This is a genomic window from Bradyrhizobium ontarionense (assembly GCF_021088345.1).
In the GTDB taxonomy this organism is placed as follows: Bacteria; Pseudomonadota; Alphaproteobacteria; order Rhizobiales; family Xanthobacteraceae; genus Bradyrhizobium; species Bradyrhizobium ontarionense.
The window spans coordinates 179726-205529 of sequence record NZ_CP088156.1 but is presented as its reverse complement, the minus strand read 5'-3'; the positions used below and the strand labels follow the sequence as shown (position 1 = coordinate 205529).

The window sequence follows — 25804 nt, the reverse complement described above, 5'->3', positions numbered from 1 at the left end:
CCATCCGCCGTTACCCTTCGAACGCGTCGGTCGACGCGCGGCCACTGCGTTCGATCAGCGTCTGGTCCGGCTCAGGCGGCAGCGCGCCGTCATCGCGAAAGCGGTTGGTGATGGGGGAGAGGCGATGACGCGTCGTCAGCTTCACGCCGGGTGCCGCTTGTCGCCGTCTGGCTTCGGCCGATGTCACCAGCCGATCGATGTGCGTGACGGCGGCGCGATCGAAGCCCACGGCGATGATCGCGGCGAGCGGCTCCCCGTCGATGATCCGCGCGAGAATGGCGTCGAGCACGTCATCAGCCGGCAGAGGCTCGCCGCGCTGCTGCGCGCCCGACGAACGCGCGATGAGATCGGGCGGAACGACCTCGCCGGATGGTCCGCGCGCATCGTCGGGCTTCCAGCCGTTGCGCAGCGCCGCCAAACGAAGCGCCTCGCTCGCGGTGATGTCCTTGAGCGGGGCGAACGCACCGGTCACGTCGCCAGCATCGCGCGTTCGGCCGATCAACAGCTCCGACTTGCTCGTCGCGGTGACGACCACCGCGCCGGACGTATTGGCCAGCGCCATCAGCAGCGTGCCGCGCACGCGCCCCAGCAGATCTTCATGCGCGTCGGTCGCGAGCGTTCCCGACAGGACGCTCTTGAAGCCCTCGACTGCCGGCTCGATCGGCAGCACCTCACAGGCGATGCCGAGATTCGCGGCGAACCTGACAGAGTCACGCTGCGGCGGGTCGCGATCAGGCATCACCACGCCGCGCACCTTGTCGGCTCCGAGCGCGTCGACGGCCATCACCGCCGATAGCGCGGACTCGATGCCGCCGGACAGGTCGAGCATGACGCCAGCGAAGCCGTTCTTGCCGACATGGTCGCGCAGGCCGAGCACGCAAGCCGCGTAGTCCGCCTTGTCGCCCTCGAGCAGGGCCGTCACCGGGCCCTCGCATTGCCAGCCGTCCGGCGCCCTGCTCCAGCTCAGCGTCACAATCGCCTCGACGAAGCCGGGCAGTTGCGCGGCGACCGACAGATCGGCGTTGAGCGCGAAGGACGCACCGTCGAACACCTGGTCATCCTGGCCGCCGACCTGGTTGAGATAGATCAGCGGCAGGTCGCTTTCGGTGACGCGGGCCACGGCGGCGGAGAGGCGCCGGTCGCCGCCGTCGCGGATATAGGGCGAGGCGCTCGGCGCCACGATGATCTCGGCGCCGGTTTCGGCCAGGGTCTCGACCACGTTCTCGTAGCCTTCGGCCTCTTCGACCCCGATGTCGTCGCCGATCGCCACGCCGATGCGCAATCCCCGCACGCTGACCGGGCCGGCGGCGGGGCCGCGCGCGAACAGACGCTTCGGACCGAGCGCACGGTCATCAGGCAGATTGGTCTTGAAGCGCAGCGCCGCGATGCGGCCGCCGTCGAGCAGCGCGCTGGCATTGTAGAGTTGACCATCCTCGACCCAGGGCGTGCCGATCAGCACCGCAGGCCCGCCATCGGCGGTCTCGCGCGCCAGCGCCTCGATCGCGGCGCGGCAGGCGGCCTGAAAGGCCGGCTTCAGGACGAGATCCTCCGGCGGATAGCCGGACATGAACAGCTCCGGCAGCAGCACCAGGTCGGCGCCGTCGGCTGCAGCTTTCGCGCGGGCCTCACGCGCCTTCGCCGCGTTGCCCTTGGGATCGCCGACCGTCGGATCGAGCTGCGCCAGCGTGATCCTGAACCCGTCGGCGGCGGTCATGCGCGGCAACTCAGAGCAGCCCGAGCCGCTCGGCGATCGCGAACAGCCAGAAGCTGCCGGCCATCAGCAGCGCGACGCCGACCGCGGCCGAGCCGAGATCCTTGACCCGGCCGATCTGCAGATCGTGCTCGGTGGTCAGGCGGTCGGCGAGCTTCTCGATCGCGGTGTTGAGCAGCTCCACCACCAGCACCAGCACCACTGCACAGACCAGCTCGACGCTGCGCATCGGCGTCGCGCCGACCAGATAGGCGAGCGGCAGCGCCAGCAGGAACGCAACCACCTCCTCGCGCACCGCCTGCTCGGAGCGGAGCGCGAACGACAGTCCATTGCGCGAGTTGAGCGTCGCGCGCCAGATCCGCAGCATCAGAAGCCCGCGACCGCCGGCATCGGGGCGGCCTTGCCGCCGCGCTGCTGCTTCAGCAGCTCGGCGATCAGGAACGCCATGTCGATCGACTGTTCGGCATTGAGCCTGGGATCGCACACCGTGTGATAGCGGTCGTTGAGATCCTCGTCGGTGATCGCCCGCGCTCCGCCGATGCACTCGGTGACGTCCTTGCCGGTCATCTCGAGGTGGATGCCGCCGGCATGCGTGCCCTCGGCAGCATGGACCGAGAAGAACGCGCGAACCTCGGAGACGATGCGGTCGAACGGCCGCGTCTTGTAGCCGCTCGTCGACGTGATCGTATTGCCGTGCATCGGGTCGCACGACCAGACCACGCTGCGCCCTTCACGCTTCACCGCGCGGATCAGCTGCGGCAGGTGATCGCCGATCTTGTCGGCGCCGAAGCGGTTGATCAGCGTCAGCCGGCCCGGCTCGTTGTCGGGGTTGAGGATGTCGATCAGCTTCAACAGCTCGTCCGGCTTCAGCGACGGGCCGCATTTCAGGCCGATCGGATTCCTGATGCCGCGGAAATATTCGACGTGGCCGTGGTCGAGCTGCCTCGTACGGTCGCCGATCCAGATGAAATGGCCTGAGGTCGCGTACCAATCTCCGGTGGTGGAATCGACCCGGGTGAAGGCCTGTTCGTAGCCCAGCAGCAGCGCCTCGTGGCTGGTGTAGAAGTCGGTGGCGCGCAGTTCCGGATGGCTCTCGAGGTCGAGGCCGCAGGCGCGCATGAAATTGAGCGCCTCGGAGATGCGGTCGGCCAGCTCCTTGTAGCGGCGCGACTGCGGGCTATCCTTGACGAAGCCGAGCATCCACTGGTGCACGCTGCCGAGATTGGCGAACCCGCCGGTGGCGAACGCGCGCAACAGGTTCAAGGTCGCCGCCGACTGCCGGTAGGCGTCGAGCTGGCGCTGCGGATTGGGAATGCGCGCCTGCGGCGTGAACGCGGTGTCGTTGACGATGTCGCCGCGATAGCTCGGCAGCTCGACGCCGTCGATCTTCTCGGTCGGCGAGGAGCGCGGCTTGGCGAACTGGCCGGCGATGCGGCCGACCTTCACCACCGGCACCGCGCCGGCATAGGTCATGACGACGGCCATCTGCAGCAGCACGCGAAAGAAGTCGCGGATGTTGTTGGCGCCGTGCTCGGCGAAGCTCTCGGCGCAGTCGCCGCCCTGCAGCAGGAAGGCTTCCCCGGCCGCCACCCGCGCCAGCGACTTCTTCAGGTTGCGCGCCTCACCCGCAAACACCAGCGGCGGAAAGGTCGCAAGCTGCGCCTCAACGTCGGCCAGCGCCTTCTGGTCGGGATAATCAGGCACCTGCTGCACCGGCTTGGAACGCCAGCTTTCCGGGCTCCAGCGCTCGGTCATGGCTTCAACTCCCTTGCGAAACACCGCGCGTCTAGTCCCCAGCTGCGGCGCGCGCGTTATACACAGCCTGTCCCCGAACCGCCATCTGGAATTTAAGTCGCCCCGCCAAGCCGTTGCGGCTGCGAAGGGATTCCGCTCGGCCCGAGATTCCGGATGATGATGGCAGGCGCACGCTCTCCTCCGTCCTTGCGAGCGCTGCGAAGCGATCCGGATTCCTGGCCTCGGCACGAGTCCGAATTGCCTCCAGGCCGCCCTGCGGGGGTGGGGCAAATACGTCGCCACACCCTCCGCTGTCGTCCCGGCGAACGCCGGGACCCATCGCTACCGCATGACATCGTCGCGCGAGATGGCCAGGCTTGCACAAGCCAACTGCTCCCTGGGAGTGGATCCCGGGTCGGCGCCCTGATGGCGCTCGCGCAATCAGGGCTTGCCCGGGATGACAGCGGAGTTTGGCGCGGGGCTGAGGCCCAGAGCTGCAAGCCTCGCCTTCCGCCATCGCATGCATCCTGCGATACGATCGTCGATTGGAAGACACCGTTTCTCTTCCGTCATTGCGAGCGCAGCGAAACAATCCAGAGTCTTTCCGCAGCACCAGCCTGGATTGCTTCGCTGCGCTCGCAACGACAGCATGGCTGACTCCTCGACATTCAACGAGACCTTGCCCGGGCGCACGCTTGCATTCCCGCGGCATGGATGCCCGAGTTCTACTGCAGCATCTCACCCTCCCGAGACGTCGGAGGGCGCAGGGAATGCCGGGTGAAGGCCCCACCCATGGCCCGCCTGCGGAAAGAAGTGCAGGCGGCAGGTACCACAGGCAAAACCGATCAACCGGCATTCCCTGCGCGACGGTCTTAACGCTTATACGCAGTCTGCCTGGTGCACCGGGCTTGTTGGCCACCATGCGCACAATGCGCTTCAAACGCATTGCGCGGGACACCAGCATCGGGGTGTCAGCACGCTGCGACTTCACGTCCGCGCGCTGCCGTTCGTCGGCGCGCCCGAAGACACGCTGCCGGCAGCCTCGCGGCCATCGCTCCCCGCCCCGCGTGTCGTGACGATCGCGCGCTACGCCCCTCCGTACCGAGGCGGGATGGCGGACAGTAGAGCATAATTTCTGTAAATCGTAAAGCCTATTTTCAATACTTCGGACGAAACCCGAAATTGGCTGCCTCGGCCGCAGCCGCGAATCGCTTCATATGAAGTTACCCACCGCGGAATTCTCTCGCCTTTTGATTGTACAGCGGCATGACCTTTTCCAATCTGTCGCCTGTCTCATACCTCTCAAATCTGAACGGGCATGATACGCGAATTGCGGTGACGCTGCATAAGATCAATCGATCTGAGCACGCTAGCTTGAAAAAGCCGCGCTGCCGACGCGCCCCGACCGCGCTGGAATGAACGATGCGGCCCGCACAGTAGTGCCCGGGAACTTTAGTGCACTGTCATCGCAACTCTGTCCGAACTCGGATGTCAGCGTCTCGTCGTTTTCCGGCACGCATCGATCAGCGAAGTTCAGTGCGATATCGCGGTAATCACACTACGTAGATGCAAACTGGTTCAAGGCACCAACGACTTTGGCGATGAGGGTGACGCCCCCACCATGGCCTGCATCGTCCAGGACGTGAAGCTGTGTGGTGCTCCAGCGCTGCGACAGCTGCCAAGCGACATCGAGCGGGCTGCTGACGTCGTAGCGACCGTGGATTAGGACCCCGGGAATACCGCTCAGTCTTGAAGCATCACGAAGCAGCTGATCGTCTTCAAGGAAGGCACCGTGGCGCCAGTAGTGCGTGACTAGGCGCGAGAACTGCAGGCGGAATTTCGGGTCTTCGTACCGCCGATTCGGCAGATGGCCGGGAGTGAGTGAGATGTGGGCGTCTTCCCAGGCGCACCATTCCCGTGCCGCATGGTCCCGAACTGCAGGGTCGGCATCAAAGAGCAGCGTGGCATAGGCGTCTACCGGCGGAAGGTGCCGCAATGAGTCCGGCAGGGCTTTCGTGAAGCGCTCCCACTCGCGGGGAAAAATACGTCCGACATCGCGGGTAATCCATTCGACCTCACGACGCGATGTGGTCGTGACCAGCGCCAGCACCAAGGCCTCGACTCTGTGCATATGGGCTTGTGCATAGGCCAGAGCCAGGGTCGTTCCCCAGGACATGCCCAAGATCGTCCAGCGCTCGACCCCATGAAGCCGACGTAACGCTTCAATATCGGCGATGAGATGGGCTGTCGTATTGACGCGCAGGTCAGCATCCGGAGAGCTTGCGAGCGGCCTGCTCCGCCCGCATCCACGTTGGTCGAAGAGGACGACCCGATAGGCACTTGGATCAAAGAAACGCCGCTGGCCCGGCGAAAAGCCGGAGCCTGGGCCACCGTGCAAGTAAAGCGCTGGCTTGCCGGCAGGATTCCCGCAGCACTCCCAATATACGCGATGGCCGTCACCCACGTCGATCATGCCGCTGTCGTGCGGTTCAATGGCTGGGAATCTATCGTCCTGCATTCGAAACCTTCCGCTACCCTCGATCACCCCTTGGATCACGCATGATCATCCCACTGATTCAGGGCCGCGGTAGTCACCGATAGGATAGCGCGGTTGCGAGACTCTGCAGTCGGCGCCGATGTTCGAGGTGATCGAATCCTCGCGTGAAGAAGGCGATTTCCGGATGAGGAAAACGTTTGAGCCGTTCCATCGACGGCTCCGCCCAAAGCGTCTCGCGGCGATGCCCATGCCAATCCGACGATCGAAGAGAATCTTGTCCGGATTTTCCAACCGACGTTGGACCTTTTTCCGCGTCATGCCACATCTGGCTTCTACCCTTACTCGAAAAGGCTACGATGTTTGGCAGATTCTAGCGGATGCCCGATGACGTCGTCCATGTGCGAGCCACCGTCAGGCTGCTCCCCAGCGAAGAGAGCGGCCGGAGCCGACCCGTCTACGGCGGCTATCGTCCGAACCACAATTTCTTCGGGCCTGACAACCGCGCCATGACCATGGGCGTCATCGACCTGCCCGCGGGCGTCGCGTTACATCCGGGCGACAGCATCGAAACAACCATCAGATTCCTGAACTGGCCGGGCCTGGAGGGACAAATCTACTCCGGCCGCCAGTGGCGAATCCAGGAAGGCGCCCGAGTGGTCGGAATCGGGACGGTGATCGAGATCGTACGCGCGATTCAGTAGGCATCGCCAGACGATACCACCTTGGCCGCATCCGGCTGTTCTCCGAGTGACGGTGACAGTGCTGGACAGCACGGCTTGAAATGAGCTCCGACGCTATTCGGGAGGCGGCCTCAGATTGTCGAGCGGAGCCGTCAGCCGGCACATAAGCCCGGTCGAATCATAAGACACCTCAACGGTGCCTCCGAAATCGTCTTGCAGCACACGAGAGATGAGGCGCGACCCAAAGCCGACACTGGCCGGCTTCGACGCAGCCGGGCCACCGGACTCCTGCCAGACGAAAACGAACCTTGGCTCGCCCTCCTGATCGTCGGACGTCCACGTGATGGACACACGTCCGTTTGCCACGGTCAGAGCGCCATACTTCAAGGCGTTGGTCGCGAGCTCATGGATGGCCAAGCACAGAGCGAGGGCCTGCCGGGATTTCACCACGAGGGGAGAACCCGAGACCTTGAACTGGTCTTCGCCTGTCCTGTAGGGAATCAGGGCAGCGTCGATCACGTCCTTGAGGGGAGCCGCAGCCCAGTTCGCGGCCGTGAGCAGATCGTGGGCGCGTCCGAACGCAGCAAGTCGTCCCTGGTACTTGTCGAGATCGGCCTTGCTCGAAGGATCTCTGAACGTCTGAGTGGCCACGGCTCCAAGGATCGCAAGCGTGTTCTTGACGCGGTGGGTGAGCTCCTCGTTGATGAGGTTCAACGAACTCCTGGCCATGTGCTCGGAGGTGACATCTCTGCAGACGACAAGCACGCCGCCCACCTTGCCGTCGAGATCAATCGGACCAAAGCTATAAGTCCACCAGACATCCTCGCGACGGCCATGGCGCGTCACCGGGACCAACTGGTCCTCGTTCCAGGTCGCGCCGTGACCGGCCATGACATAAGCGATCTGGGGGCCGATGATGTCCCATATCTCGGCCCAGCACTCTTGGCCCCGAGCCCCCAAAGCACTCGGATGCCGTTCGGGCCCCATCGTCTCACGGTAAGCGTCGTTATAGAACTGGATCAGCTCCGGTCCCCACCACACGAACATCGGGTGGCGCGAGGTGAGCACGAGCCGAACCGTCACCCGCAGACTTTGCGGCCATGTGTCCGGAGGGCCGAGCGAGGTTTTTGACCAGTCGAATGCGCGCGTCAGGGCGCCCATCTCGCCACCTCCCGCCAAGAAGTCGCTTACTCCTTCCGCAGCCATGCCAGAAAACCCTACTCTTTCCTGCCACGAACCTATCGTCACAGCTCCCGACTGTACAATGGGGTGCGTAGATCAAAGCCGCCAGACTCTGATCGAGCTGACGATGCCGAGTAGCCCCAACGGCCGATATCGGCACTTCACGCGTGCATATCGCCACGATGAGCGCAACCCGCCAAAATCAAAGTGGTCGTCGCCTTCCAGCACGCCGCCAAGGCATCGATCCTGCGCCTCTCCGACACGCGCCGAATGACCGGGAGGTCAGATGACCGAAGCAGGAAGGCTGCACGGTCATCGGCAAAGTTGAATGCACTGCCACCGTAATTCTGAGGCGAAGCAACCGCCCTGATCGGCGACGGCCCAACGGGCGCGTTCGGGTGACCGAGGCGGGTCGGCTGCGCCGCGGAGAGGGTTGTTCAGTGCACTGTCAACAACAGTCCAATGGGCAAGATGCTTGAACAAGTGGTGTTTCCGACAAACGCGCGCATCACATCGACTCTATCAATAATTGCGATGAATGACTTACTCTCTTTTTGATTGCCTTGTTAGGCTGTCGCGTGCTACAAACAACATCAATGACCAGTTCGACGATCAGCTCGCGGGCGCGTTTCGAATTGGCACGAGGTGAGCGCGCACAGAATTGTAGATCGAGTCCTCAGGCGAAGAAGCCACCCCTTGCCGGCGCGTACCCAACGAGTTCGGATGAACGAGACCTATCGGCCGCTGGCCGGATGCGCAATTGAGCGCACTGTCCGAAACGCTGCGTCCTCCGCTTCAGATCGGAGATGCCGCCTGCCCACGAGGACTGCGTCGACCAAGGAGGAATGCCTTGAAGCGCCATTGGATGTCCCTGCTCGGATGCGCCAGCGTCATGATCCTTCTCGCCGTGCCGTCAGAGGGCTGGTCGAGGACGACCAAGCGTCATTGTGTCGTCACCCCTGAGAGGGTCAAGGCGCTCCTGAAGAATTGGCAGACGGCGCTGAATGAATCGACGGCGACCAAGCCGGGCCCTATCGTCGCGACCTACGCCGACCGCGCGGTCCTGCTGCCGACATGCGCCAACGGGCCCTTGACGACCAGGGAACAGATTACGTCATACTTCTTTGTTTTTCTGCAAGACCGCCCGAAAGCCGACATCGATCCCGACAAAGCGATCATCAGCGGCGACTGCAATTTCGCCTTTGCCAGCGGGCCGTATACTTTCACGACGCAGGACAACGCGGTGCTGCGCGCACGATATACCTATATCTTTCACCAGAACGAGATCGTGCAGCATCACTCCTCATTGGAGCCGCAAGGCAGGGGGAATGTTCCGAGGGCCCTCTGCAAGGACAAACCGGAGTAGGATCTCGACCGACCGGCATCGCGAACTACAGTGTTCGCGAAGGACGAAGTGGTCCCTCTCGCGGGCCAGCGGCGTCGACGCCTCGCTCATCCTGTGCGGACGCAGCCATATTCCGCGCATCGTCAGGCTCAGCGATGGCCGGCTCATCGTCAACCCCGGCAGCGTCGGGCTGCCCGGCTATCGACTCTCCAAGCCGATCTCTTATCAGGTGGAGACCGGGACGCCGGATGCTTGTTACGCGATCGCGGAGCGCCAGCTCGGGTGCTGGTCGATGACGTTCCGCTACGTACCGTATGACCCCGCGCCGATGGCCGCACTCGCACGTCGCAGGGGCATGCACGACTGGGCCAACGCCATCGCCACGGGCTGGGTGGAGTGATCGACCGACGGCCGCGCCGTCATTGCCAAGCTCTTTGGCGCCGAACCTGCCTCGTGTTGTCACCGGACTGCTCAGAGAATGGCGTGCCCCGTCAGCCGCTCCGCGACAGATCAGACAACGAGCAGGAGCCCGGAGAGAAGCAGAATACCCAGGATGATCCGCCTGAACAACGCGTCGTTGACTTTGCGAAAGGCGAGGATACCGAGTGCCGTCCCGGCGAGCAGAGCCGGGATGCTCAAAGCCAGATCGATGATCACCTTCGACGACAGGTCCTGTCGCGCCAGCATCATCGCCAGCGAGGCGATCTGCATCACGGCGATGAACGGCTGCACCAGGCCGCGCTGCTCGGTTTTCGGCAGGCCGTGCATTTCGCACCAGATGGTCGGCAAGGCGCCGGGCATCGCAGTGAGCCCGCCGATGAGACCGCCGCCGAAACCGATGATCGCCATGCGATTCCTGCTCATGTGCTGGACGCAGCCGAGGGCGGGCTTGAACAGCATATAGCCGGCGTAGATCGCGATCGTCAGGCCAAACACCTGCTGAAACATGCGGGTATCTGCATTATGAAGCAGCCACAGCGCCAAGGGCACGCCGAGCAGCCCGCCCAGGATCAGGACCAGGCTTTCCTTCCATCGGATGCTGGTGCGCAGCGCCCAGAGATTCGTCGCCTGCACGCCGACGCTGCAGGCCATCATCAACGGCACCGCCTCCAACGGCTGCAGCATGTGCAGGAGGATCGCGCCGGCCACAGCCGAAAAGGCGAAGCCGGCCAAGCCGGAGACGAAGGCGCCGAAGAACACGGCGGCGCTGAGCAGCAGAAACGAGTCGAGCCCGGGCATGAAATATCTCCGGCTGATGAGCCTGAAAATGAGTGATCTTCAATCGTAGTCTTGAAGCGTCGAAACCGGCGTCGCGGGGGATCCATCGCGCGTGGCAGCGCCCTGCAGGATCGCGCCGGCGACAAGGTGCAGGAGCAGGAACATGACGACGACGCCCGCGGCCAGCACCGCCTGCGGCGTGATCGACAGCTTGCGCCGCGGCGGAACCTCATTGGCCTGCATGTCGTGATCTCCAGCAACTGATTTCAGGTTGCTAGCATCGCAGCGTCCCCTGGGCGTCCCCCGAGCGGAGTATGCGGAGCGCGCCGTGTCACCTCTTCAGCGCCCGGGGGCGCATTTGCGCTCACTCTCTCCCCAAGTCATTCCGGGGCGCCCCGAAGGGCGAGCCCGGAATCCAAAACCACGATCGGGAGGATGGCCTCCGGGCCCGCGCCGCTGCGCGGCACGTCCCGGACCGACACGGCCCTCGCGGTGAATTGAAGACCAGCGCGATCGACCTGATCCAGCCGGGCGTCAAGTTCCGGCTTGACCTATTCATAACCCATCGGTTATGCATTTATCCATAACCGACGAGTTATGAATAACATGCCGCGCACGCCCGACCTCTTGTTCAGAACGCTGGCCGACCCGACGCGGCGGGCCATCTTCGAGGGCCTGTGCCGCCACGGCGAGCAGACGGTCGGCGCGCTGACCACCAAGGCCGGCGTGTCGCAACCGGCCGTATCCAAACATCTCGGCGTTCTCAAGCAGGCCGGCCTGGTGCGCGAGCGCCACGAAGGCCGCCAGACCCACTATCGCGCCCAGCCGAAGGCGCTCTCCCCCCTGCTCGACTGGACCAGCCGCATGGCTGCGTTCTGGGAGAGCCGGTTCGACGAACTCGAAAAATTGCTCAACAGGATGGATCAATGACCCGTACTGCGTCCGAGACCCGCACCGTCGTCGTCGAGCGCGAGTTTGCGCATCCGCCCGAAAAGCTCTGGCGCGCGCTGACGCAGCCGCACCTGATCGCGGAGTGGCTGATGAGGAACGACTTCACACCGGTGGTCGATCATCGCTTCAAGCTCGAGGCCGACTGGGGCGTGGTCGACTGCCAGGTCGTGACCATCGAGCCGCATCGCAGCCTGTCCTACACCTGGGCGGCGCTCGGCCTCGACAGCGTCGTGACCTGGACGCTGACGCCGACGAATACGGGAACGCATCTGCGCATGGAGCAGACCGGCTTCGGTCCGGACCAGACCCGCGCCTATCAGGGCGCGCGCTATGGCTGGCCGAAATTCTTCGATGCGCTCGAACAGAGCGTCGCGCGCCTCGGCTGAGGCGTGCGCATCACGACGTCATCAGGGGAGGAGCAGTTGAACTGGAACAACACCATCCGGCAGGTTCATCGCTGGATATCGATCGCCTTCACGGTCGCCGTCATCATCAACATCGCCGCTATGACGCAGACGCAGCCGGCTTTCTGGATTGGCCTGCTGGCGCTGATCCCGCTGATCGTGCTGCTGGGCACGGGTCTGTATCTGTTCGCGCTGCCCTACGTCGCGACGAAGTTGACGGCCTCGCGGGCAGAGCGCTGAGCGGGCAATCGCGCCCAGGTGCGTTTTCCGAGAGGGAGCCGAGCCTCGCGATCCGGCAGGTCGAGCGCGGGTCAGCGAAGACGATCGCTGGCCGCCTGCTGGAATGTCTTGCCTTCGCGGCCGGACCGCGCCCTACTGGCGCGTCTTCCGCCAACGAGGCCATTCTGACGTGAACGCTCTTACGCTTTTCAGCTTCGCCATCGTCGCCTTCATCGGAATCGCGACCCCCGGTCCGACGGTGCTGCTGGCCCTGACCAACGGCTCGCGCGTCGGTGTGCGCCGCGCCTGTGCCGGCATCGCCGGCGCGGTGGCGTCGGACTTCATCCTCATCGGCGCCGTCGCGGTCGGCCTGGGCGCACTGCTCGCCGCTTCCGAATTCTGGTTCTCGGTCGTGAAGTGGATCGGCGTGGCCTACCTCGCCTATCTCGGGCTCATGCTGCTGCGGTCCAGCGGGTCGATCGACCTCGCGACGTCCGCAGACGGCAAGGACGGGTCACGACAGCCGCACGCGCTGTTTCTGAAGAGCTTCCTCGTCGCGATCACAAATCCGAAGGGCTATCTGTTCTTCTCGGCATTCCTGCCGCAGTTCGTGGTGCCGTCCGCGCCGCAGCTGCCGCAATATCTCACGCTGGCCCTCACCTTCGCGATGCTCGATGTCCTGATCATGCTCGCCTACGCGAGCGCGGGCTCGCAAGCGATGTGTTTCCTCAAGCGCTCCGGTGCACTCTGGCTCGATCGCATCTGCGGCGGCGCGCTGCTGAGCCTTGCTGGCGCCCTTGCGCTTTACCGGCGGGCCGGCCCCTGACTCGCCGCGCGTCGCGGCGGTCCGGCTACTCCGCCGCCTGCCGGACGTGCCGCTCGGTTACCGTCCGCATCGTCACCAGCTCTTCGGCGGCGGACGGATGCAGCGCGACGGTGGCGTCGAAATCGGCCTTGGTCGCCTTCATCTTGATGGCGATGGCGACGGCCTGGGTGATCTCGGCCGCCATGTCGCCGACGATGTGGCAGCCGAGCACGCGGTCGGTCGCGCCGTCGACGACGAGCTTCATCAGCACACGGGTGTCGCGGCCGGACATCGTCGCCTTGATCGGCCGGAAACTGGTCTTGTAGATGTCGACGCGGTCGTGCAGCTCGCGCGCCTGCGTCTCCGTCAGGCCGACCGTGCCCACTTCCGGCTGGCAGAACACCGCGGTCGGGATGTCGGCGTGGTCGACACGCACGGTCTTGTTGCCGAACACGGTGTCGGCAAAGGCATGGCCCTCGCGGATCGCGACCGGCGTCAGGTTGAAGCGGTGGGTGACATCGCCGATCGCATAGATGCTCGGCACCGAGCTCTGCGAGAACGCATCGACCGCGATGCCGCCGTTCCTGGGATTGATGGCGACGCCGGCCTTTTCCAGGCCCAGATTGGCCACGGCCGGATGCCGGCCGATCGCGAACATCACCTTGTCGGAGGCGATGCTGGAGCCGTTCGACAGATGCGTCGTGTAGTCCTTGCCGTGCTTGTCGACGCTGGCAACCGTGCAGCCGGTCAGGATGGTGATGCCTTCCTTCTCCATCTCGGCACGAACGTGCTTGCGCACGTCCTCGTCGAAGCCGCGCAGGATGTTGTCGCCGCGATAGACGACGGTGACGTCGGAGCCGAAATTGGCGAAGATGCAGGCGAATTCCAGCGCGATGTAGCCGCCGCCCTGGATCACGATGCGGCGCGGCAGCTCGTCGAGATGAAACGCCTCGTTCGACGAGATGACGTGCTCGATGCCGGGAATGGGCGTGCCATGATTGGGCGCGCCGCCGGTCGCGATCAGGATGGTTTTCGCGCGCACCGTCTCGCCGGTCGCGAGCCGCACGGTGTGCGCATCCTCGAGCACGGCGCGTGTCTTGACGATGCGGGCGCCACTCTTCTCGACATTGGCGGCGTAGGCCGCCTCGAGCCGCGCGATCTCCTTGTCCTTGTTCCTGATCAGCGTCGGCCAGTCGAACGTCGCGGTCGGGATCGTCCAGCCGAAGCCGGCGGCGTCAGCGATCTCCTGGCGCACATGCGAGCCGATCACGAACAGCTTCTTGGGCACGCAGCCGCGGATCACGCAGGTGCCGCCCATGCGGTATTCCTCGGCGACCGTCACGCGGGCGCCATGGCCGGCGGCGATGCGGGCGGCGCGCACGCCCCCCGACCCGCCACCGATCACAAACAGGTCGACGTCGAAATCAGCCATCTCGTCCTCGACCTGCTCTCTGTTGAATCAGCTAGATCTGCTTGCCGCGCTTGCGCATCTCGGCGCGGAACTGCGCGGTCACGGTGTCGGAGAACTCCGCGGCCCACTGGTTCATGGCGCCCATGCTCATCTGGATCGCCTTCGGCTCGGCCGCAAGCAGCTTCTGGCCGATCGTCGACTTGTAGAAGGTGACGAGGCTCGCGATCTCGGCATCGGTGAACTCGTTGCAGTAGATCTGCGCCATCTTCTCGCCGATCTCCTTCTCCTTGCCGGCATAGGTCTGCGCGACCACCACGGCGACCTCGTCGAGGTCCTTCTGATAGTTCAGGTTGGCCTGGAGCAGCGTCTGCTTGGTCTGCTGCACGATGCCGGGGACGGCATTGGCGTACATTGCAGCCGCATTCTTCATCCCGAGAATATCGCGTGCGCCGGCCATGCAGGCGGCCGACGCCGGCTTCAGCGCCGGCGGCTGGCCCTGCGCCTGCGCGGCAGCGGGGCTTGCCGAGGCAAGGACCGCCCCCACGGCCAGCACTATTCCGGCGGCCGGCAAGATTCTGAACACGCTCTTCATTCCAAGTCTCCTGTGAGATTGCGGCCTTAAGCGCAGGTTCCTGCTGCGCTTAAGGCCGCTGGATAACGCGAATTCCCTGTGCGCCTGCCAGGATGGCCGTGCTGCCAAGGCCGATGAACAGCCCGTGCTCGACCACGCCCGGAATTGCGCTCAAAAGACCCGCCAGACGCGGGGGATCCTCGATCTCCCCAAGGCGGACATCGATAATCCAGTGGCCGCCATCGGTGACGAAAACGTGGCCATCTCCGGCTCCGGCCTTGCGCAGCACCATCTGCCCGGAAACGCCTGCCTTGGCGAAGGCCTCGGTCATCGCCCGCTGCGTGGCGGCGAGGCCGAACGGAATCACTTCGACCGGCAGCGGGAAGCGGCCGAGCCGCTCGACCCATTTGGTCTCGTCGGCGATCACGATCATGCGATCGGACGCGTTGGCAACGATCTTCTCGCGCAGCAGCGCCCCGCCACCGCCCTTGATCAGGTCGAGCGCCGGATTGATCTCGTCGGCGCCGTCGATCGTGAGGTCGAGATGGTCGACGTCGTCGAGCGTGGTCAGCGGCACGCCGCACGCCTCGGCCTGCGCCCGCGTGGCCTCCGAGGTCGGCACACCCACCACTTTCAGGCCGGCGCGGACCTTTTCCCCGAGCAGATCGACGAAATGCTTGGCAGTCGAGCCGGTGCCGAGGCCGAGCTTCATACCGCTTCGGACCTCCTCCAGCGCGCGCGCCGCCGCCTGCCGTTTCAATGCGTCCATGTCGACCAACGAACCCGCCCCTCGGATCGGGGCCCCCGAAGGACGGGGGCCGAAAACCGGCGCATATCTAGCGGTGTTTTGCCGCGACGAATAGCGGTTGCGGGTCACGAAATCGGACAAAAAGGCTGTGCGAGCCTCTTGCAAGGCCGCGGCGCGGCCGCTACCGGATACCGATGCGCATCTCCAGCACCATCGTCTTCGATCTCGACGGCACCCTGGTCGACACCGCGCCGGACCTCATCAGCGCACTCAACCACATATTGCAGCGCGAAGGCCTGCGGCCGGTGCCGCTGGCTTCGGCCCGCAAGATGATCGGACATGGCGCGCGCAAGCTGATCGAGCGCGGGCTGGAGGCCGAGGGCCGCCAGGCCAGCCCCGACGACATCAACCGCCTGACCACCGATTTCATCGACTTTTACGCCGAGAACATCGCGGTCGAATCGCAGCCCTTCGAGGGGCTCGAGACCGCGCTCGACGAGCTCGCCGCCCGCGGCTGCCAGTTCGCGGTGTGCACCAACAAGCTGGAATGGCTGTCGAAGCGGCTGCTCGACCAGCTCGGCCTGTCGTCCCGCTTCGCGGCCATCTGCGGCGCCGACACGTTCGGGGTCGCCAAGCCGGATCCGGCGATCCTGCGCCAGACCATCGCGCAGGCCGGCGGCGAGATTGGTGCGGCGATCATGGTCGGCGATGCCGGCACCGATGTCGGCGCCGCCCGCCGCGCCGGCGTACCCGTGATCGGCTGCACCTTTGGTTATACGGACGTGCCGATCGCCGAGCTCAACCCGGACCACCTGATCGACCACATGCGCGAGCTGCCGGCAGCGGTCAGCGCGCTCGGCCCTTCGCTGAAGATCGGCTGAATCGCAGGAGGTTCTCCGCCGCTCGGAGCGGGCCGTAGAAGGCCGAACCGAGCTCGCGCCACCGCTGCGATTCATCCGCTGCGTCGCGCCTAACTCCCTGACCCCTCATTCGAAATCTGCACCACGACGGGCGTTAACGTTCTGTTGAGAATAGGGTTGACCGCAGTTGCGCCGCTGTTCTGACGCTCTTATGGTCGGCGTGGGATTGCGGCCGATGGCCGCAGGGTTGTGGGGCGGACATCATGATTCGGCGCGTCATCGCAATTGCGGTTGCGGGAGCTGGCCTGGCCGGCTGCTCGTCGTTCTCCATGGATGCTTTCAAGATGGCGCCGACGGAAGTTCCCGTGCAGCTCGACTCGGTCCCGCAGGGCGCGGACGCCAAGACCTCGCTCGGACCGGGCTGCAAGACGCCCTGCTCCGTGTCCGTCCCGGCGCCCGACTCGGGCTTCAGCGTCACCTTCACCATGGACAGATACCAGCCGGCCACGGTGCCGGTGCAGGTGATCCGCAACACCGGCGATTTCAACAATTCGCCGCCGGTGGTGATGGAGCCGAATCCGGTGGTCGCGGAGCTGCTGCCGGCGCCTGGAGCGCCGCCGAAAGCCGTCAAGCATATGCGGCCGAAGAAGCCGAAGACCCCCAAGGCCGCCGCAGCGCCGACCGCGGCGCCGGCGACGACCGGTTCTGCCTTCCCGGCACCCGCGCCTGCCGCCGCGCGTCAATAGCGGACAAATCTCGCTTCGGCGAAGCTGCACCGCAGCATCGAAGCCCCGGCGTCAGCGATTGTGGGGCGGCGCGATCGTGACTAGATTGGCTTTGTATCGATGATGTTCGGCCGTGTCTCGTGCGGCCACCTCGTGGCAATGCTGCCACCGCAAGGCCCTCCATGACCGCTGAGACGTTGAGTGACACCGCCCTGACGCGCCCGATGACCGACCCGTTCGGCCGTCGCATCAGCTATCTGCGCGTCTCGGTCACCGACCGCTGCGACCTCAGATGCTTCTACTGCATGTCGGAGGACATGGCCTTCCTGCCGAAGGCCGACCTGCTGACGCTGGAGGAGCTCGACCGGCTCTGCTCGGCCTTCATCCACAAAGGCGTGAAGAAGCTGCGGCTGACCGGCGGCGAGCCGCTGGTCCGGCGCAACGTCATGGGCCTGGTGCGCTCGCTGTCGCGGCACCTTGCGAGCGGCGCGCTCGGAGAGCTGACGATGACGACCAACGCGACGCAGCTCGCGAAGTACGCCGCCGAGCTCGCCGATTGCGGCATCCGCCGCATCAACGTCTCGCTCGACACGCTCGATCCCGCCAAATTCCGCGCCATCACCCGCTGGGGCGATCTCGACCGCGTGCTCGATGGCATCGAGGCCGCGCGCACAGCCGGTCTCGCCGTGAAGATCAACGCCGTCGCGCTCAAGAACATGAACGAGGACGAGATCCCGGTGCTGATCGACTGGGCGCATGGCAAAGGCATGGCGCTCACCCTGATCGAGGTGATGCCGATGGGCGAGATCGGCGAGGGCCGCATCGACCAGTATCTGCCGCTGTCGCTGCTGCGGGCGCGGCTGGCGCAGCAGTACACGATGACCGACCTCGACGAGACCACCGGGGGCCCTGCCCGCTACGTCCGCGTCGCCGAGACCGGCGGCACGATCGGCTTCATCACGCCGATGACGCATAATTTCTGCGAGAGCTGCAACCGCGTCCGCGTCACCTGCACCGGCACCCTGCACACCTGCCTCGGCCACGAGGATGCGTCCGACCTGCGCAAGCCGCTGCGGGCCTCGGCCAGCGACGAGGAGCTGAGCGCCGCGATCGACCGCGCCATCGGCCTGAAGCCAAAGGGCCACGACTTCATCATCGACCGCCGCCACAACCGGCCGAGCGTCAGCCGGCACATGAGCGTGACGGGGGGCTAGGGCGCGGTGTTTCTTGGTTAAATCGACTTAGCCGCAGGCTCAGTTCACCTCTCCTGCTTGCCGGGGAGGTCGGCGCGAAGCGACGGGCCGGGGCTCTCTCCACTCGGGCAGCCTCAATCGTGGAGACACCCCCACCCCAGCCCTCCCCCGCAAGCGGGAGAGGGAGCGCACCTCCTTCGCGGTTCGCAACCAGACCTCAACTCATAGCGCTCTAGGCGGAATCCATCACCACCGAGCCCTGCGATCACCGCCGTCGGAGCCAAGCTTGTTGACCGGCCATTCGGCCTATGACGCACATTCCAGATGAAGGGATCGGCGAGGCGCGGTCACGGTGCTGACGCAGAGAGAATAAATTACCGGCTTGCGGCACGTCCCCACGCGGCGTAACTTTGACGTGCAGATCGCGTTCGAAAACAATTTGTCGGTTTGGCCTAGCGGGAGACAGCGATGGCAGACCCGGTCGCATGGCACCTGTCCGGTGACTATTTCGAAAATTGCAGTTGCAGCCTGCTGTGTCCGTGCCTGATGTCGGCCGCCCCTCCCCTGACCGCGCAACCGACCGAGGGGTTCTGCAACGTGCCGCTGCTGTTCCACATTGAAACCGGCCGCTACGGCGATGTCGCGCTCGATGGCCTCAACGCGGCGGTGATGCTCCATGCGCCCGGAGTGATGGCGGAGGGAGACTGGTCGATCGCCGCCTATGTCGATCAGCGCGCCGACGACCAGCAGACCGAGGCGATGGCCGCGATCTTCACCGGTGCGGCCGGCGGCCCGATGGCCGCGTTCACGCCGCTGATCAGCACCAATCTCGGCGTGCGCAAGGCCGCCATCACCTTCCGGATCGACGGCAAGACGCGGTCCGCCGAAGTCGCTGACATTCTGCACATGTCCGTCGATCCGCTGCCGACCATGCATCCGAGTGGAGAGATGTGGGTGAACATCGGCCATCCCGTCAGCCCCGACAGGATGGCGCTGGCCGTCGGCGCGGCGGGCAACACCTACAATGATCACGGCATGCACTGGGACAATTCCGGCAAGAACGGCCTGTACGCCTCGATCAGCTGGTCCAACCAGGCCTGATGCGACGTGCGGCAAGGCCGGCAACCCGCCTTGCAGATGACCGGTAGCGCCCTGGAAGCCGTACTGCGGCGCGATCGCTGGATTGTGGGTGGCGCGATCGCGATCATGATCGCCCTCGCATGGGCCTATGTGCTCTGGCTCGCCAACGACATGGACATGGGCGGCATGGACATGACCGGCTTCCGCATGATCCCGGCCGGCATCGGAATCATGTTGCCGGCCAGCGAGCCGTGGCACGCGATCGAGTTCGCCTATGTGTTCCTGATGTGGGCGGTGATGATGGTCGGGATGATGGCGCCTTCGGCCGCGCCCATGATCCTGATGTACGCCCGTGTGGGTCGACACGGCCGAGCGCAGGGCCAGCCGTTCGCTGCGACCGGCTGGTTTGCGGCCGGCTATCTGCTCGCCTGGAGCGGCTTTTCGCTGCTGGCGACCTGCCTGCAATGGGTTGTGGAGCGGACTGCGCTGCTGGATTCGCGGATGGCGATCGACAACCACCTGCTCGGCGCGATCGTGCTGATCGCGGCGGGCGTCTATCAGTGGACACCGCTGAAAAGCGTCTGCCTTGCCCAATGCCAGTCGCCGTTTCTGTTCCTGATGCGCCACGGCGGCTTTCGCGGCGACCTGCAGGGCTGCGTGCTGCTGGGCCTCCGGCACGGCGGCTATTGCGTCGGCTGCTGCTGGGCTCTGATGGCGCTGCTGTTCGTCGGTGGGGTGATGAGCGTGATGTGGATCGCCATTCTGACCCTGCTCGTGCTGTTTGAGAAACTGCCTCCGGTCGGACGATGGATCGCGCGCGCGGCCGGCATTGCATGCGTGGCCGCGGGCGCCTGGATGCTGGTGTCCCCACCACAATGACGCACAACGGCGCGATGCAGGTCGTCGCGCGAGTGGCGGCTGCCCTTGGTGTTGGACGCAAGCAATATGGTAAGCAGGCGCCCAGCGTGGCGACTCTGTCGCCCGGAATACCGCCATCGAACTGACGCGAGACGCCCGTGATTCCCTGGAAGCTGATCGACACCGCAGACGTGCCCGGCGGCGGTGAACAGTTGCGGCTCATGCAGCGCGGCAAGGAGTTCACCATCAAGCTCGGCCAGAATGAGCTGATGAGCAGCCGGCTGTACGGGTCCGAAGAGGCGCTGGCGACGCTGAGTTGTTCCCGCATCAAGGCACGCCCCGCGCCGCGGCTGTTGATCGGCGGCCTCGGCATGGGCTTCACGCTGCGGGCGGCGCTCAAGGTGCTGGGTCCGAAGGCGCGCATCACTGTCGCAGAGCTGGTCCCGGCGGTGATCGCCTGGGCGCGCGGGCCGATGGCCGAATTGTCCGGCGACAGCCTCAATGACCCGCGCGTCGACATCCGCGAGGCGGACGTGGTGAAGCTGATCGCGGCCGCGCGCGGCAGCTATGATGCAATCCTGCTCGACGTCGACAATGGCCCGCAGGGCCTGACCCGGACATCCAACGACGCGCTCTATGACGCCTCCGGCCTGCGGGCCGCGTTCACGGCCCTCAGCCCCGCCGGTGTACTGGCTGTGTGGTCGTCACACCCGGCCGACCACTTCGCCCCGCAATTGCGCAAGGCCGGCTTCGTCGCCGAGGAGATCAAGATCCGCGCCACGGGCGCCGGCGGTCGCGGCGCGCGTCACGTGATCTGGATCGCGACGCGGCCGGCGTGATCGCGCGGCGCGCAGCTTCATGCGTTGCTCCCGGCCACGCAGGCCGCTGCCCCGCGCGTCCCAGTCTCTTCAGCACCGTCCCGTCAACGTTTTCGAACGACGATCTCTGTCACTCGACAGAATGGCGCCAGCCGTTGCAGTGAGCGACCTCGTGCGTCGTGATCGCGCGCACAAGCTGCGACCTCTCGTGGATCGTGATGTAGATGACGCAGGGAGGGGGATCCGAATCCCGTCCGAAAAACACCTGGCAGCCGTAGACTTTCGCGCCGGCAGAGTGCGGCACGCGCAAAAGGTCACAACGCCATTGCGTGTCGGCCTGCGAGCCGACGACGGTGAGGAGCGGGCCGGCGTAGCGGTGGACATAGGCCGGACGTGGCTCGAGGATGTGGACGGAAGATGCATCGACCATCACTTCACTCCTTGCGCGAGCTCACGAGCCTCCGCGTCAAGCAGCGCCCGCCGCTCGGCTGGCGTCATTCCCTTATGCTTCCCACGAAAGGTCGATCGGCACCTTGGCAACCGCGGGAGCCAGGACGGAGTTCCTAGGCAGCTCCCGTGAACCCACGAAATGCGATCCCAAAGCACGTAAAGCCGGGCGAGCGGACTCACGCGAGTTAGGGGCCCGTCGTTCAGGAGCCATCGACCGAAGCTCTCGAGGGACGCGCCGACGGTCGAGCGCTCATCCCTTCGGCGCGCCCAGTTCAGACGTTCATTCGATCGATCTCAGCGGCGGCGCAATCTAACCAACAGTTGCGCCTGCCCGCGTGCATAGTCCCACGGCCGATGCGCTCGGCGGCGCGCAGGCGACCGAGCGGTTCGTCCTCGTCCTCCAGCGCGGCCCAACAGGCCTACGATATCCGGAAAGACTCCTTCACCGCCCGCGCGCCGTCACGCCGCCATCGCTGCCGCGCAGATGCGCGCGCCCGAGCACGCGCAAAGATCAATCGCTCACATCTCCGGCGCCCGCTCAGATCGGAGTGGCGACACGTCGGCCATCGTCATATGCTGCGTCATCGGCTGCGAAGCCTTCGCGGATGCCCGCATCCGCGAGCCGAGGGCGCAGGGAATGTCCCATCCTCCGGCACGCCAAGCGGAGCGCCGCGGCATGGCCCGGTCGGTGAGAGCGGGAGACCTGAATGGAAAACGCGATGGACGACGGCGGCAGGCTGGCTGCCCTGCAGCGCCATTGGGATGCGTCGGACGCAAACGATTTCGAGGCCGAGCATGACATCTATCGCGACGATGCCGTGCTCGACTATCCGCAATCAGGCGAGCGCATCCACGGCCGGCGCAACATTCAGGAAAGCCGCTTCGTGCAGCCGAACAAGAAGCGCTTTGCGGTGCGACGGATCATCGGCGGCGGCGATCTCTGGGTGACAGAACTCGTTCTGACCTACGACGGGGCCCCCTCCTACGTGGTCAGTATCATGGAGTTCGGCGACGGCGGAGTGGTTCACGAGACGCAGTATTTCGGCGATCCCTTCAAGGCGGCGCCCTCGCGCGCGCATCTCGTCGAGCGCGTCGGTCCGACCACCGCGGCCTGAACGGCCGCGGCAGGTCAGGATGGCATCAGCCGCTTGTTCGGCCCGGCCAGCTCAGACGTTCATTCGCGCAGATGCGCACGCGTGCTCGACCGTAGCGATCCTCAGCGCGCAAGATCAATTTGTGCACTGTCACCGATATTGCAGCCGACCGTCGTCCGGCTAGGCGCTGGCAAATGCGCGCTGCTGACGAAACGCCGCGTAGATCGATGCGGCGTGAGCCTCGGACAGGCGTTTTTCCGGGGCGGCCGCGATTTCTCTGAGGTTGTTGAGGTTCGTGGTTCCGAAGATGCAGGCCGAAACCTGCTGAAGTCCGAGAATGTAGGACATCGCAGCTTGCGCCGCCGACATCCCGTCGACCGACGCGAGCGCGGGCCGGACGTCACGAGCGGCCAAGGCAAGTCGGCGGGCATCCGGCTTCAGCAGCGCCCGGGCCAGATACCAGAGATCGGCAGCGCTTCGGATGTGGCCGATCTTGCCCCGGATCAAATGCCCTTGCGCCAGAACCGTGCCGGCAACGACGGCAATGCCTGCCTTGTGGAGTTGGTCAACGATCGGGAGCCGGTCCAACTGCGCCACGTTCAGGTCGATCAGCGCGACATCGAAGACGCCTTTGAGTCGGGCGACATATTGCATGTGCGCTTCGGAATGCGTGTTGATGCCGAGCAGTCTGAACATGCCGTTGCGGCGCATCGACGCGAGCTTCGTCAACAACGCATCCGTGATCGATGCCGGCGCGAAATTGTGGAGATAGAGGACGTCGATGAAGTCCGTGTTCAAGTTCTTGATCGCGCGAGCGCACGCAAGCTCGACATACTCCGGACTGTGATCCTGCGTCTTGACCTCGCGCAGAGAGATGAGAGGGCGCGGGCGCAATGTCCCGACCTTTGTCGAGACGACGATCTTCGATCGATCCGCGCGCTTCAGGATTTCCGCCAGTGCGCGACCGAGCCTGGGCTCTGCATTGTAGTTGCAGTAGTTGTGCCCCGTATCGAAGAGATTGACTCCGAGATCGAACGCTTCATGCACGATTCGGATGGCTTGCCTGTCCTCGAACTGTCGATTGCCCCAGAATCCGGAACAACCAAGACCGATTTCAGAGACAGGAAGAGGACCAAGCTGCCGGTATTTCATTGACTGACGCAAAAGATTGAACGGTATCTGAGAACCACATTCAGAAACATTTAGCAATATCCAGATTCCGATCAGACACACTTTTTCCGGCCGCACGATGGCCAGTTTCGACGACTGTTCTCGTATCGCCCTGGATCAGCGCTCAACCGCCCTGCTGGATCCCCGAACACGCGGCAAGCGCGAAGGTGACAGTCAGGCGGCCATCGCCGGCTCGACCAGCTCCGGCTCGGCGAAGCGCGTCCGGCCGCACCGTTCTGAACGCGTGATCGGAACCCCCGCCCCTGACGTGAGTTGCACAGCCGCGGGAGAGGATCGACGGATGGAACAGCAACACTGTTCGTCGCGCAGTCCTCGATTTCGGCAGTACCTGGAAAGAGAGGCGACCATGAAAGCACCCCTTCTTCTTGCTGGCGCAGTGATCATCGGATCCATGGCCCCGGCACTCGCTGATGAGTACTACGTCGTGCAGGGTCCCAGCCATCGCTGCACGATCACCACGACGCGGCCCGCGGACAGGGAAATCGTGACGCAGATCGGACCGATGGCGTTCACGAGCCGCGTGGAAGCCGAGGATCGGATCAAGCAGACCAAGGTCTGCGAGGACGAAGGCACCGTCGGCAGCAGCACCAGCACCACCACGATCATCAAAGAGAAGTAGTCGGCGGCGTCTCAACCGAACTCCGGCGACGGGAAAGGTCGCGCCCATGTCCGTGGGCGCGACCTTTTCGTTGGCAGGCTGCTGCGGGATCGGCGGCTCGAATCTCGAATCACGTGGTCAGGCCGCTGCAGCGATCGACATCCGAGTTCAACGTCTCATCAGTTTCGTCCAGCGCCCTGCTCGCGTCGACCAAGTCCCGGCGACCATCGGCATACCGTCACCCTCGGCACGGATATCCGGCTCTCGACGCAGCCGTTGCGTTCGGTCGCCGCCTTGAGTACCCCACCCGGGGTCTGGACGGGACATCATGCATTCGCAATCGCTCAAGCTCGCCGCCGGCAGCCTCGTGGTCGGGGCGGTCGTCCTCGGCCTGAAGTATTTCGCCTATTGGCTCACCGGCTCAGTCGCGCTGTATTCCGATGCCCTCGAGAGCATCGTCAACGTCGTCACCGCTGGCGTCGCGCTGCTCGCCGTGCGCATTGCCGCCAAGCCTGCCGACGCCAACCATCCGTTCGGCCACCACAAGGTCGAGTACTTCAGCGCCGTGATCGAAGGCGTCATGATCATCGTCGCGGCGCTGCTGATCGTCCACGAGGCCTACGGCAACTTTTTCAATCCCCGGCTGCTGTCGGCGCCGATCGAAGGCCTGGCCGTGAACGGACTGGCGAGCCTGCTCAACGCCTTCTGGTGCTGGCTGCTGATCACCCGCGGCAAGCGGCTGCGGTCACCGGCGCTGGTGGCGGACGGCCGGCATCTGCTGACGGACGTCGTCTCGTCGGGCGGGGTCGTGATCGGACTTCTCTTCGCGGTGATGTTGAAGCTGCCGATCCTCGACCCGGCGCTGGCCCTGCTGGTCGCCATCAACATCCTGTGGTCGGGATGGCAGGTCCTCAAGGAGTCGACCGGCGGGCTGATGGACGAGGCCGTCTCCGACGAGACGCTCGCGCGGATCCGCCGGATCATCAGTGAACACGCGGACGGCGCGCTGGAAGCGCATGATGTCCGCACCCGCCACGCCGGCAAGATGACCTTCATCGAGTTTCATCTCGTCGTTCCCGGCCAGATGTCGGTCCAGCAGGCGCATGAGATCTGCGACCGGATCGAAGCGGCCTTGCGCGGCGACGATGAGCACAGCTGGATCACGATCCACATCGAGCCGGAAAGCAAGGCCAAGCACTCCGGCGTGGTCGTGCTCTGAGGCGCAGATCGCGTCGCCAGGGCGCGCGCTTCGCGATCGTCGCGGAAACGTCGAGTGCGGGATGAATGCGGCCTCATCCTGAGGGCCCGCCCAGGCGGGCGTCTCGAAGGCGGGACCACGGATGCGCCTACAAGGCCAGCACCCGCCCCTCCATCATCGGCGCTCGCATTCGCCCGCAGCGATCGCGTCGCAACAGCCCGCAGAGGCCGCCTCCAGCCAGAGCGCCCGCTTTTTCGGCATCG

27 protein-coding genes are annotated in these 25804 nt (G+C 64.9%); 15 read left to right on the top strand and 12 right to left on the bottom strand.

Annotated elements, in window-relative coordinates:
• Nucleotides 1-10: 10 nt before the first annotated feature.
• From LQG66_RS00735 to pip, 4 genes are all read right to left on the bottom strand, one after another.
• Nucleotides 11-1714 carry an NAD+ synthase gene (locus LQG66_RS00735; protein ID WP_231322299.1) on the bottom strand — a complete coding sequence of 568 codons (1704 nt, stop codon included), beginning with the start codon at nt 1712-1714 and terminating at the stop codon, nt 11-13.
• A 10-nt stretch (nt 1715-1724) separates the two neighbouring features.
• Nucleotides 1725-2078, bottom strand: coding sequence for a diacylglycerol kinase (locus LQG66_RS00730; protein WP_231322296.1), 354 nt, complete (start codon nt 2076-2078; stop codon nt 1725-1727).
• Nucleotides 2078-3466 (bottom strand): class II 3-deoxy-7-phosphoheptulonate synthase, encoded by a 1389-nt coding sequence (locus LQG66_RS00725; protein WP_231322294.1) that lies wholly within the window; start codon nt 3464-3466, stop codon nt 2078-2080. Before LQG66_RS00725 ends, LQG66_RS00730 begins: the two co-directional genes overlap by 1 nt.
• 1537 nt (nt 3467-5003) lie before the next feature.
• Complete coding sequence (gene pip, locus LQG66_RS00720) at nt 5004-5963, bottom strand: prolyl aminopeptidase (RefSeq protein ID WP_231322292.1); 960 nt, start codon at nt 5961-5963, stop codon at nt 5004-5006.
• Nucleotides 5964-6319: 356 nt separating this feature from the next.
• Here pip and LQG66_RS00715 point away from each other — a divergent pair, with 356 nt between their 5' ends.
• Nucleotides 6320-6643 carry a hypothetical protein gene (locus tag LQG66_RS00715; protein WP_231322290.1) on the top strand — a complete coding sequence of 108 codons (324 nt, stop codon included), beginning with the start codon at nt 6320-6322 and terminating at the stop codon, nt 6641-6643.
• 93 nt (nt 6644-6736) lie between these two features.
• Here LQG66_RS00715 and LQG66_RS00710 read toward each other — a convergent pair whose 3' ends face one another.
• Nucleotides 6737-7783 carry a sensor histidine kinase gene (locus LQG66_RS00710; protein WP_231322288.1) on the bottom strand — a complete coding sequence of 349 codons (1047 nt, stop codon included), beginning with the start codon at nt 7781-7783 and terminating at the stop codon, nt 6737-6739.
• An 871-nt stretch (nt 7784-8654) separates the two neighbouring features.
• Here LQG66_RS00710 and LQG66_RS00705 point away from each other — a divergent pair.
• On the top strand, nt 8655-9170 hold the full coding sequence (locus LQG66_RS00705; RefSeq protein WP_231322286.1) for a hypothetical protein: 516 nt from the start codon (nt 8655-8657) through the stop codon (nt 9168-9170).
• 489 nt (nt 9171-9659) lie between these two features.
• Here the strand turns inward: LQG66_RS00705 and LQG66_RS00700 are convergent, their stop codons facing one another.
• Together LQG66_RS00700 and LQG66_RS00695 are read right to left on the bottom strand one after the other, a co-directional pair.
• Entirely contained in the window at nt 9660-10388 is a 729-nt protein-coding gene (locus LQG66_RS00700; protein ID WP_231322283.1) for a sulfite exporter TauE/SafE family protein, read from the bottom strand.
• Between the two features lie 39 nt (nt 10389-10427).
• Complete coding sequence (locus tag LQG66_RS00695) at nt 10428-10610, bottom strand: hypothetical protein (RefSeq protein ID WP_231322281.1); 183 nt, start codon at nt 10608-10610, stop codon at nt 10428-10430.
• A 363-nt stretch (nt 10611-10973) separates the two neighbouring features.
• Between LQG66_RS00695 and LQG66_RS00690 the strand changes: the two genes are divergently transcribed.
• From LQG66_RS00690 to LQG66_RS00675, 4 genes are all read left to right on the top strand, one after another.
• Nucleotides 10974-11297, top strand: coding sequence for an ArsR/SmtB family transcription factor (locus tag LQG66_RS00690; RefSeq protein ID WP_231322278.1), 324 nt, complete (start codon nt 10974-10976; stop codon nt 11295-11297).
• Nucleotides 11294-11704, top strand: a complete 411-nt coding sequence (locus LQG66_RS00685; RefSeq protein ID WP_231322276.1) for an SRPBCC family protein — start codon at nt 11294-11296, stop codon at nt 11702-11704. The genes LQG66_RS00690 and LQG66_RS00685 overlap by 4 nt, the downstream gene beginning before the upstream one ends.
• 36 nt (nt 11705-11740) lie before the next feature.
• Nucleotides 11741-11962 (top strand): hypothetical protein, encoded by a 222-nt coding sequence (locus LQG66_RS00680; protein ID WP_231322273.1) that lies wholly within the window; start codon nt 11741-11743, stop codon nt 11960-11962.
• A gap of 169 nt (nt 11963-12131) precedes the next feature.
• On the top strand, nt 12132-12767 hold the full coding sequence (locus tag LQG66_RS00675) for a LysE family translocator (protein WP_231322271.1): 636 nt from the start codon (nt 12132-12134) through the stop codon (nt 12765-12767).
• Nucleotides 12768-12792: 25 nt separating this feature from the next.
• Here LQG66_RS00675 and gor read toward each other — a convergent pair whose 3' ends face one another.
• From gor to rpiA, 3 genes are read right to left on the bottom strand one after another with little or no spacing between them, the layout of a single operon-like run.
• Entirely contained in the window at nt 12793-14178 is a 1386-nt protein-coding gene (gor, locus tag LQG66_RS00670) for a glutathione-disulfide reductase (protein WP_231322268.1), read from the bottom strand.
• A gap of 31 nt (nt 14179-14209) precedes the next feature.
• A complete protein-coding gene (locus LQG66_RS00665) occupies nt 14210-14749 on the bottom strand; it encodes a DUF2059 domain-containing protein (protein ID WP_231322266.1) in 540 nt (179 codons plus the stop codon).
• Nucleotides 14750-14798: 49 nt separating this feature from the next.
• Complete coding sequence (gene rpiA, locus LQG66_RS00660; RefSeq protein WP_231327653.1) at nt 14799-15497, bottom strand: ribose-5-phosphate isomerase RpiA; 699 nt, start codon at nt 15495-15497, stop codon at nt 14799-14801.
• 173 nt (nt 15498-15670) lie between these two features.
• Between rpiA and LQG66_RS00655 the strand changes: the two genes are divergently transcribed.
• From LQG66_RS00655 to LQG66_RS00630, 6 genes are all read left to right on the top strand, one after another.
• Complete coding sequence (locus tag LQG66_RS00655; RefSeq protein WP_231322264.1) at nt 15671-16357, top strand: HAD family hydrolase; 687 nt, start codon at nt 15671-15673, stop codon at nt 16355-16357.
• Nucleotides 16358-16602: 245 nt separating this feature from the next.
• Nucleotides 16603-17082, top strand: coding sequence for a hypothetical protein (locus tag LQG66_RS00650; RefSeq protein WP_231327652.1), 480 nt, complete (start codon nt 16603-16605; stop codon nt 17080-17082).
• Between the two features lie 161 nt (nt 17083-17243).
• Nucleotides 17244-18275 carry a GTP 3',8-cyclase MoaA gene (moaA, locus tag LQG66_RS00645; protein ID WP_231322262.1) on the top strand — a complete coding sequence of 344 codons (1032 nt, stop codon included), beginning with the start codon at nt 17244-17246 and terminating at the stop codon, nt 18273-18275.
• Between the two features lie 447 nt (nt 18276-18722).
• A complete protein-coding gene (locus tag LQG66_RS00640) occupies nt 18723-19355 on the top strand; it encodes a DUF1326 domain-containing protein (protein WP_231322260.1) in 633 nt (210 codons plus the stop codon).
• 36 nt (nt 19356-19391) lie between these two features.
• On the top strand, nt 19392-20213 hold the full coding sequence (locus LQG66_RS00635) for a DUF2182 domain-containing protein (RefSeq protein WP_231322258.1): 822 nt from the start codon (nt 19392-19394) through the stop codon (nt 20211-20213).
• A gap of 137 nt (nt 20214-20350) precedes the next feature.
• Nucleotides 20351-21031 carry a spermidine synthase gene (locus LQG66_RS00630; RefSeq protein WP_231322255.1) on the top strand — a complete coding sequence of 227 codons (681 nt, stop codon included), beginning with the start codon at nt 20351-20353 and terminating at the stop codon, nt 21029-21031.
• A 109-nt stretch (nt 21032-21140) separates the two neighbouring features.
• On the opposite strand, the gene LQG66_RS00625 is transcribed toward LQG66_RS00630, so the two are convergent.
• Nucleotides 21141-21440, bottom strand: a complete 300-nt coding sequence (locus tag LQG66_RS00625; protein ID WP_231322252.1) for a hypothetical protein — start codon at nt 21438-21440, stop codon at nt 21141-21143.
• 739 nt (nt 21441-22179) lie between these two features.
• On the opposite strand from LQG66_RS00625, the gene LQG66_RS00620 reads away from it, so the two are divergent.
• A complete protein-coding gene (locus LQG66_RS00620) occupies nt 22180-22575 on the top strand; it encodes a nuclear transport factor 2 family protein (protein ID WP_231327651.1) in 396 nt (131 codons plus the stop codon).
• Nucleotides 22576-22734: 159 nt separating this feature from the next.
• Here LQG66_RS00620 and LQG66_RS00615 read toward each other — a convergent pair whose 3' ends face one another.
• A complete protein-coding gene (locus LQG66_RS00615; RefSeq protein ID WP_231322249.1) occupies nt 22735-23802 on the bottom strand; it encodes an aldo/keto reductase in 1068 nt (355 codons plus the stop codon).
• A 289-nt stretch (nt 23803-24091) separates the two neighbouring features.
• Between LQG66_RS00615 and LQG66_RS00610 the strand changes: the two genes are divergently transcribed.
• A complete protein-coding gene (locus LQG66_RS00610; protein ID WP_231327650.1) occupies nt 24092-24364 on the top strand; it encodes a hypothetical protein in 273 nt (90 codons plus the stop codon).
• A gap of 307 nt (nt 24365-24671) precedes the next feature.
• Nucleotides 24672-25562: a cation diffusion facilitator family transporter gene (locus LQG66_RS00605; protein WP_231322247.1), complete on the top strand. Its 891-nt coding sequence runs from the start codon at nt 24672-24674 to the stop codon at nt 25560-25562.
• Nucleotides 25563-25804: the final 242 nt, after the last annotated feature.

Coding starts and splice junctions, on each gene's coding strand:
- LQG66_RS00735 (WP_231322299.1), bottom strand. CDS start 1,714: ATGACCGCCGCCGACGGGTTCAGGATCACGCTGGCGCAGCTCGATCCG.
- LQG66_RS00730 (WP_231322296.1), bottom strand. CDS start 2,078: ATGCTGCGGATCTGGCGCGCGACGCTCAACTCGCGCAATGGACTGTCG.
- LQG66_RS00725 (WP_231322294.1), bottom strand. CDS start 3,466: ATGACCGAGCGCTGGAGCCCGGAAAGCTGGCGTTCCAAGCCGGTGCAG.
- pip (WP_231322292.1), bottom strand. CDS start 5,963: ATGCAGGACGATAGATTCCCAGCCATTGAACCGCACGACAGCGGCATG.
- LQG66_RS00715 (WP_231322290.1), top strand. CDS start 6,320: ATGCCCGATGACGTCGTCCATGTGCGAGCCACCGTCAGGCTGCTCCCC.
- LQG66_RS00710 (WP_231322288.1), bottom strand. CDS start 7,783: ATGGGCGCCCTGACGCGCGCATTCGACTGGTCAAAAACCTCGCTCGGC.
- LQG66_RS00700 (WP_231322283.1), bottom strand. CDS start 10,388: ATGCCCGGGCTCGACTCGTTTCTGCTGCTCAGCGCCGCCGTGTTCTTC.
- LQG66_RS00695 (WP_231322281.1), bottom strand. CDS start 10,610: ATGCAGGCCAATGAGGTTCCGCCGCGGCGCAAGCTGTCGATCACGCCG.
- LQG66_RS00690 (WP_231322278.1), top strand. CDS start 10,974: ATGCCGCGCACGCCCGACCTCTTGTTCAGAACGCTGGCCGACCCGACG.
- LQG66_RS00685 (WP_231322276.1), top strand. CDS start 11,294: ATGACCCGTACTGCGTCCGAGACCCGCACCGTCGTCGTCGAGCGCGAG.
- gor (WP_231322268.1), bottom strand. CDS start 14,178: ATGGCTGATTTCGACGTCGACCTGTTTGTGATCGGTGGCGGGTCGGGG.
- LQG66_RS00665 (WP_231322266.1), bottom strand. CDS start 14,749: ATGAAGAGCGTGTTCAGAATCTTGCCGGCCGCCGGAATAGTGCTGGCC.
- rpiA (WP_231327653.1), bottom strand. CDS start 15,497: ATGGACGCATTGAAACGGCAGGCGGCGGCGCGCGCGCTGGAGGAGGTC.
- LQG66_RS00655 (WP_231322264.1), top strand. CDS start 15,671: ATGCGCATCTCCAGCACCATCGTCTTCGATCTCGACGGCACCCTGGTC.
- moaA (WP_231322262.1), top strand. CDS start 17,244: ATGACCGCTGAGACGTTGAGTGACACCGCCCTGACGCGCCCGATGACC.
- LQG66_RS00640 (WP_231322260.1), top strand. CDS start 18,723: ATGGCAGACCCGGTCGCATGGCACCTGTCCGGTGACTATTTCGAAAAT.
- LQG66_RS00635 (WP_231322258.1), top strand. CDS start 19,392: ATGACCGGTAGCGCCCTGGAAGCCGTACTGCGGCGCGATCGCTGGATT.
- LQG66_RS00625 (WP_231322252.1), bottom strand. CDS start 21,440: ATGGTCGATGCATCTTCCGTCCACATCCTCGAGCCACGTCCGGCCTAT.
- LQG66_RS00620 (WP_231327651.1), top strand. CDS start 22,180: ATGGACGACGGCGGCAGGCTGGCTGCCCTGCAGCGCCATTGGGATGCG.
- LQG66_RS00610 (WP_231327650.1), top strand. CDS start 24,092: ATGAAAGCACCCCTTCTTCTTGCTGGCGCAGTGATCATCGGATCCATG.
- LQG66_RS00605 (WP_231322247.1), top strand. CDS start 24,672: ATGCATTCGCAATCGCTCAAGCTCGCCGCCGGCAGCCTCGTGGTCGGG.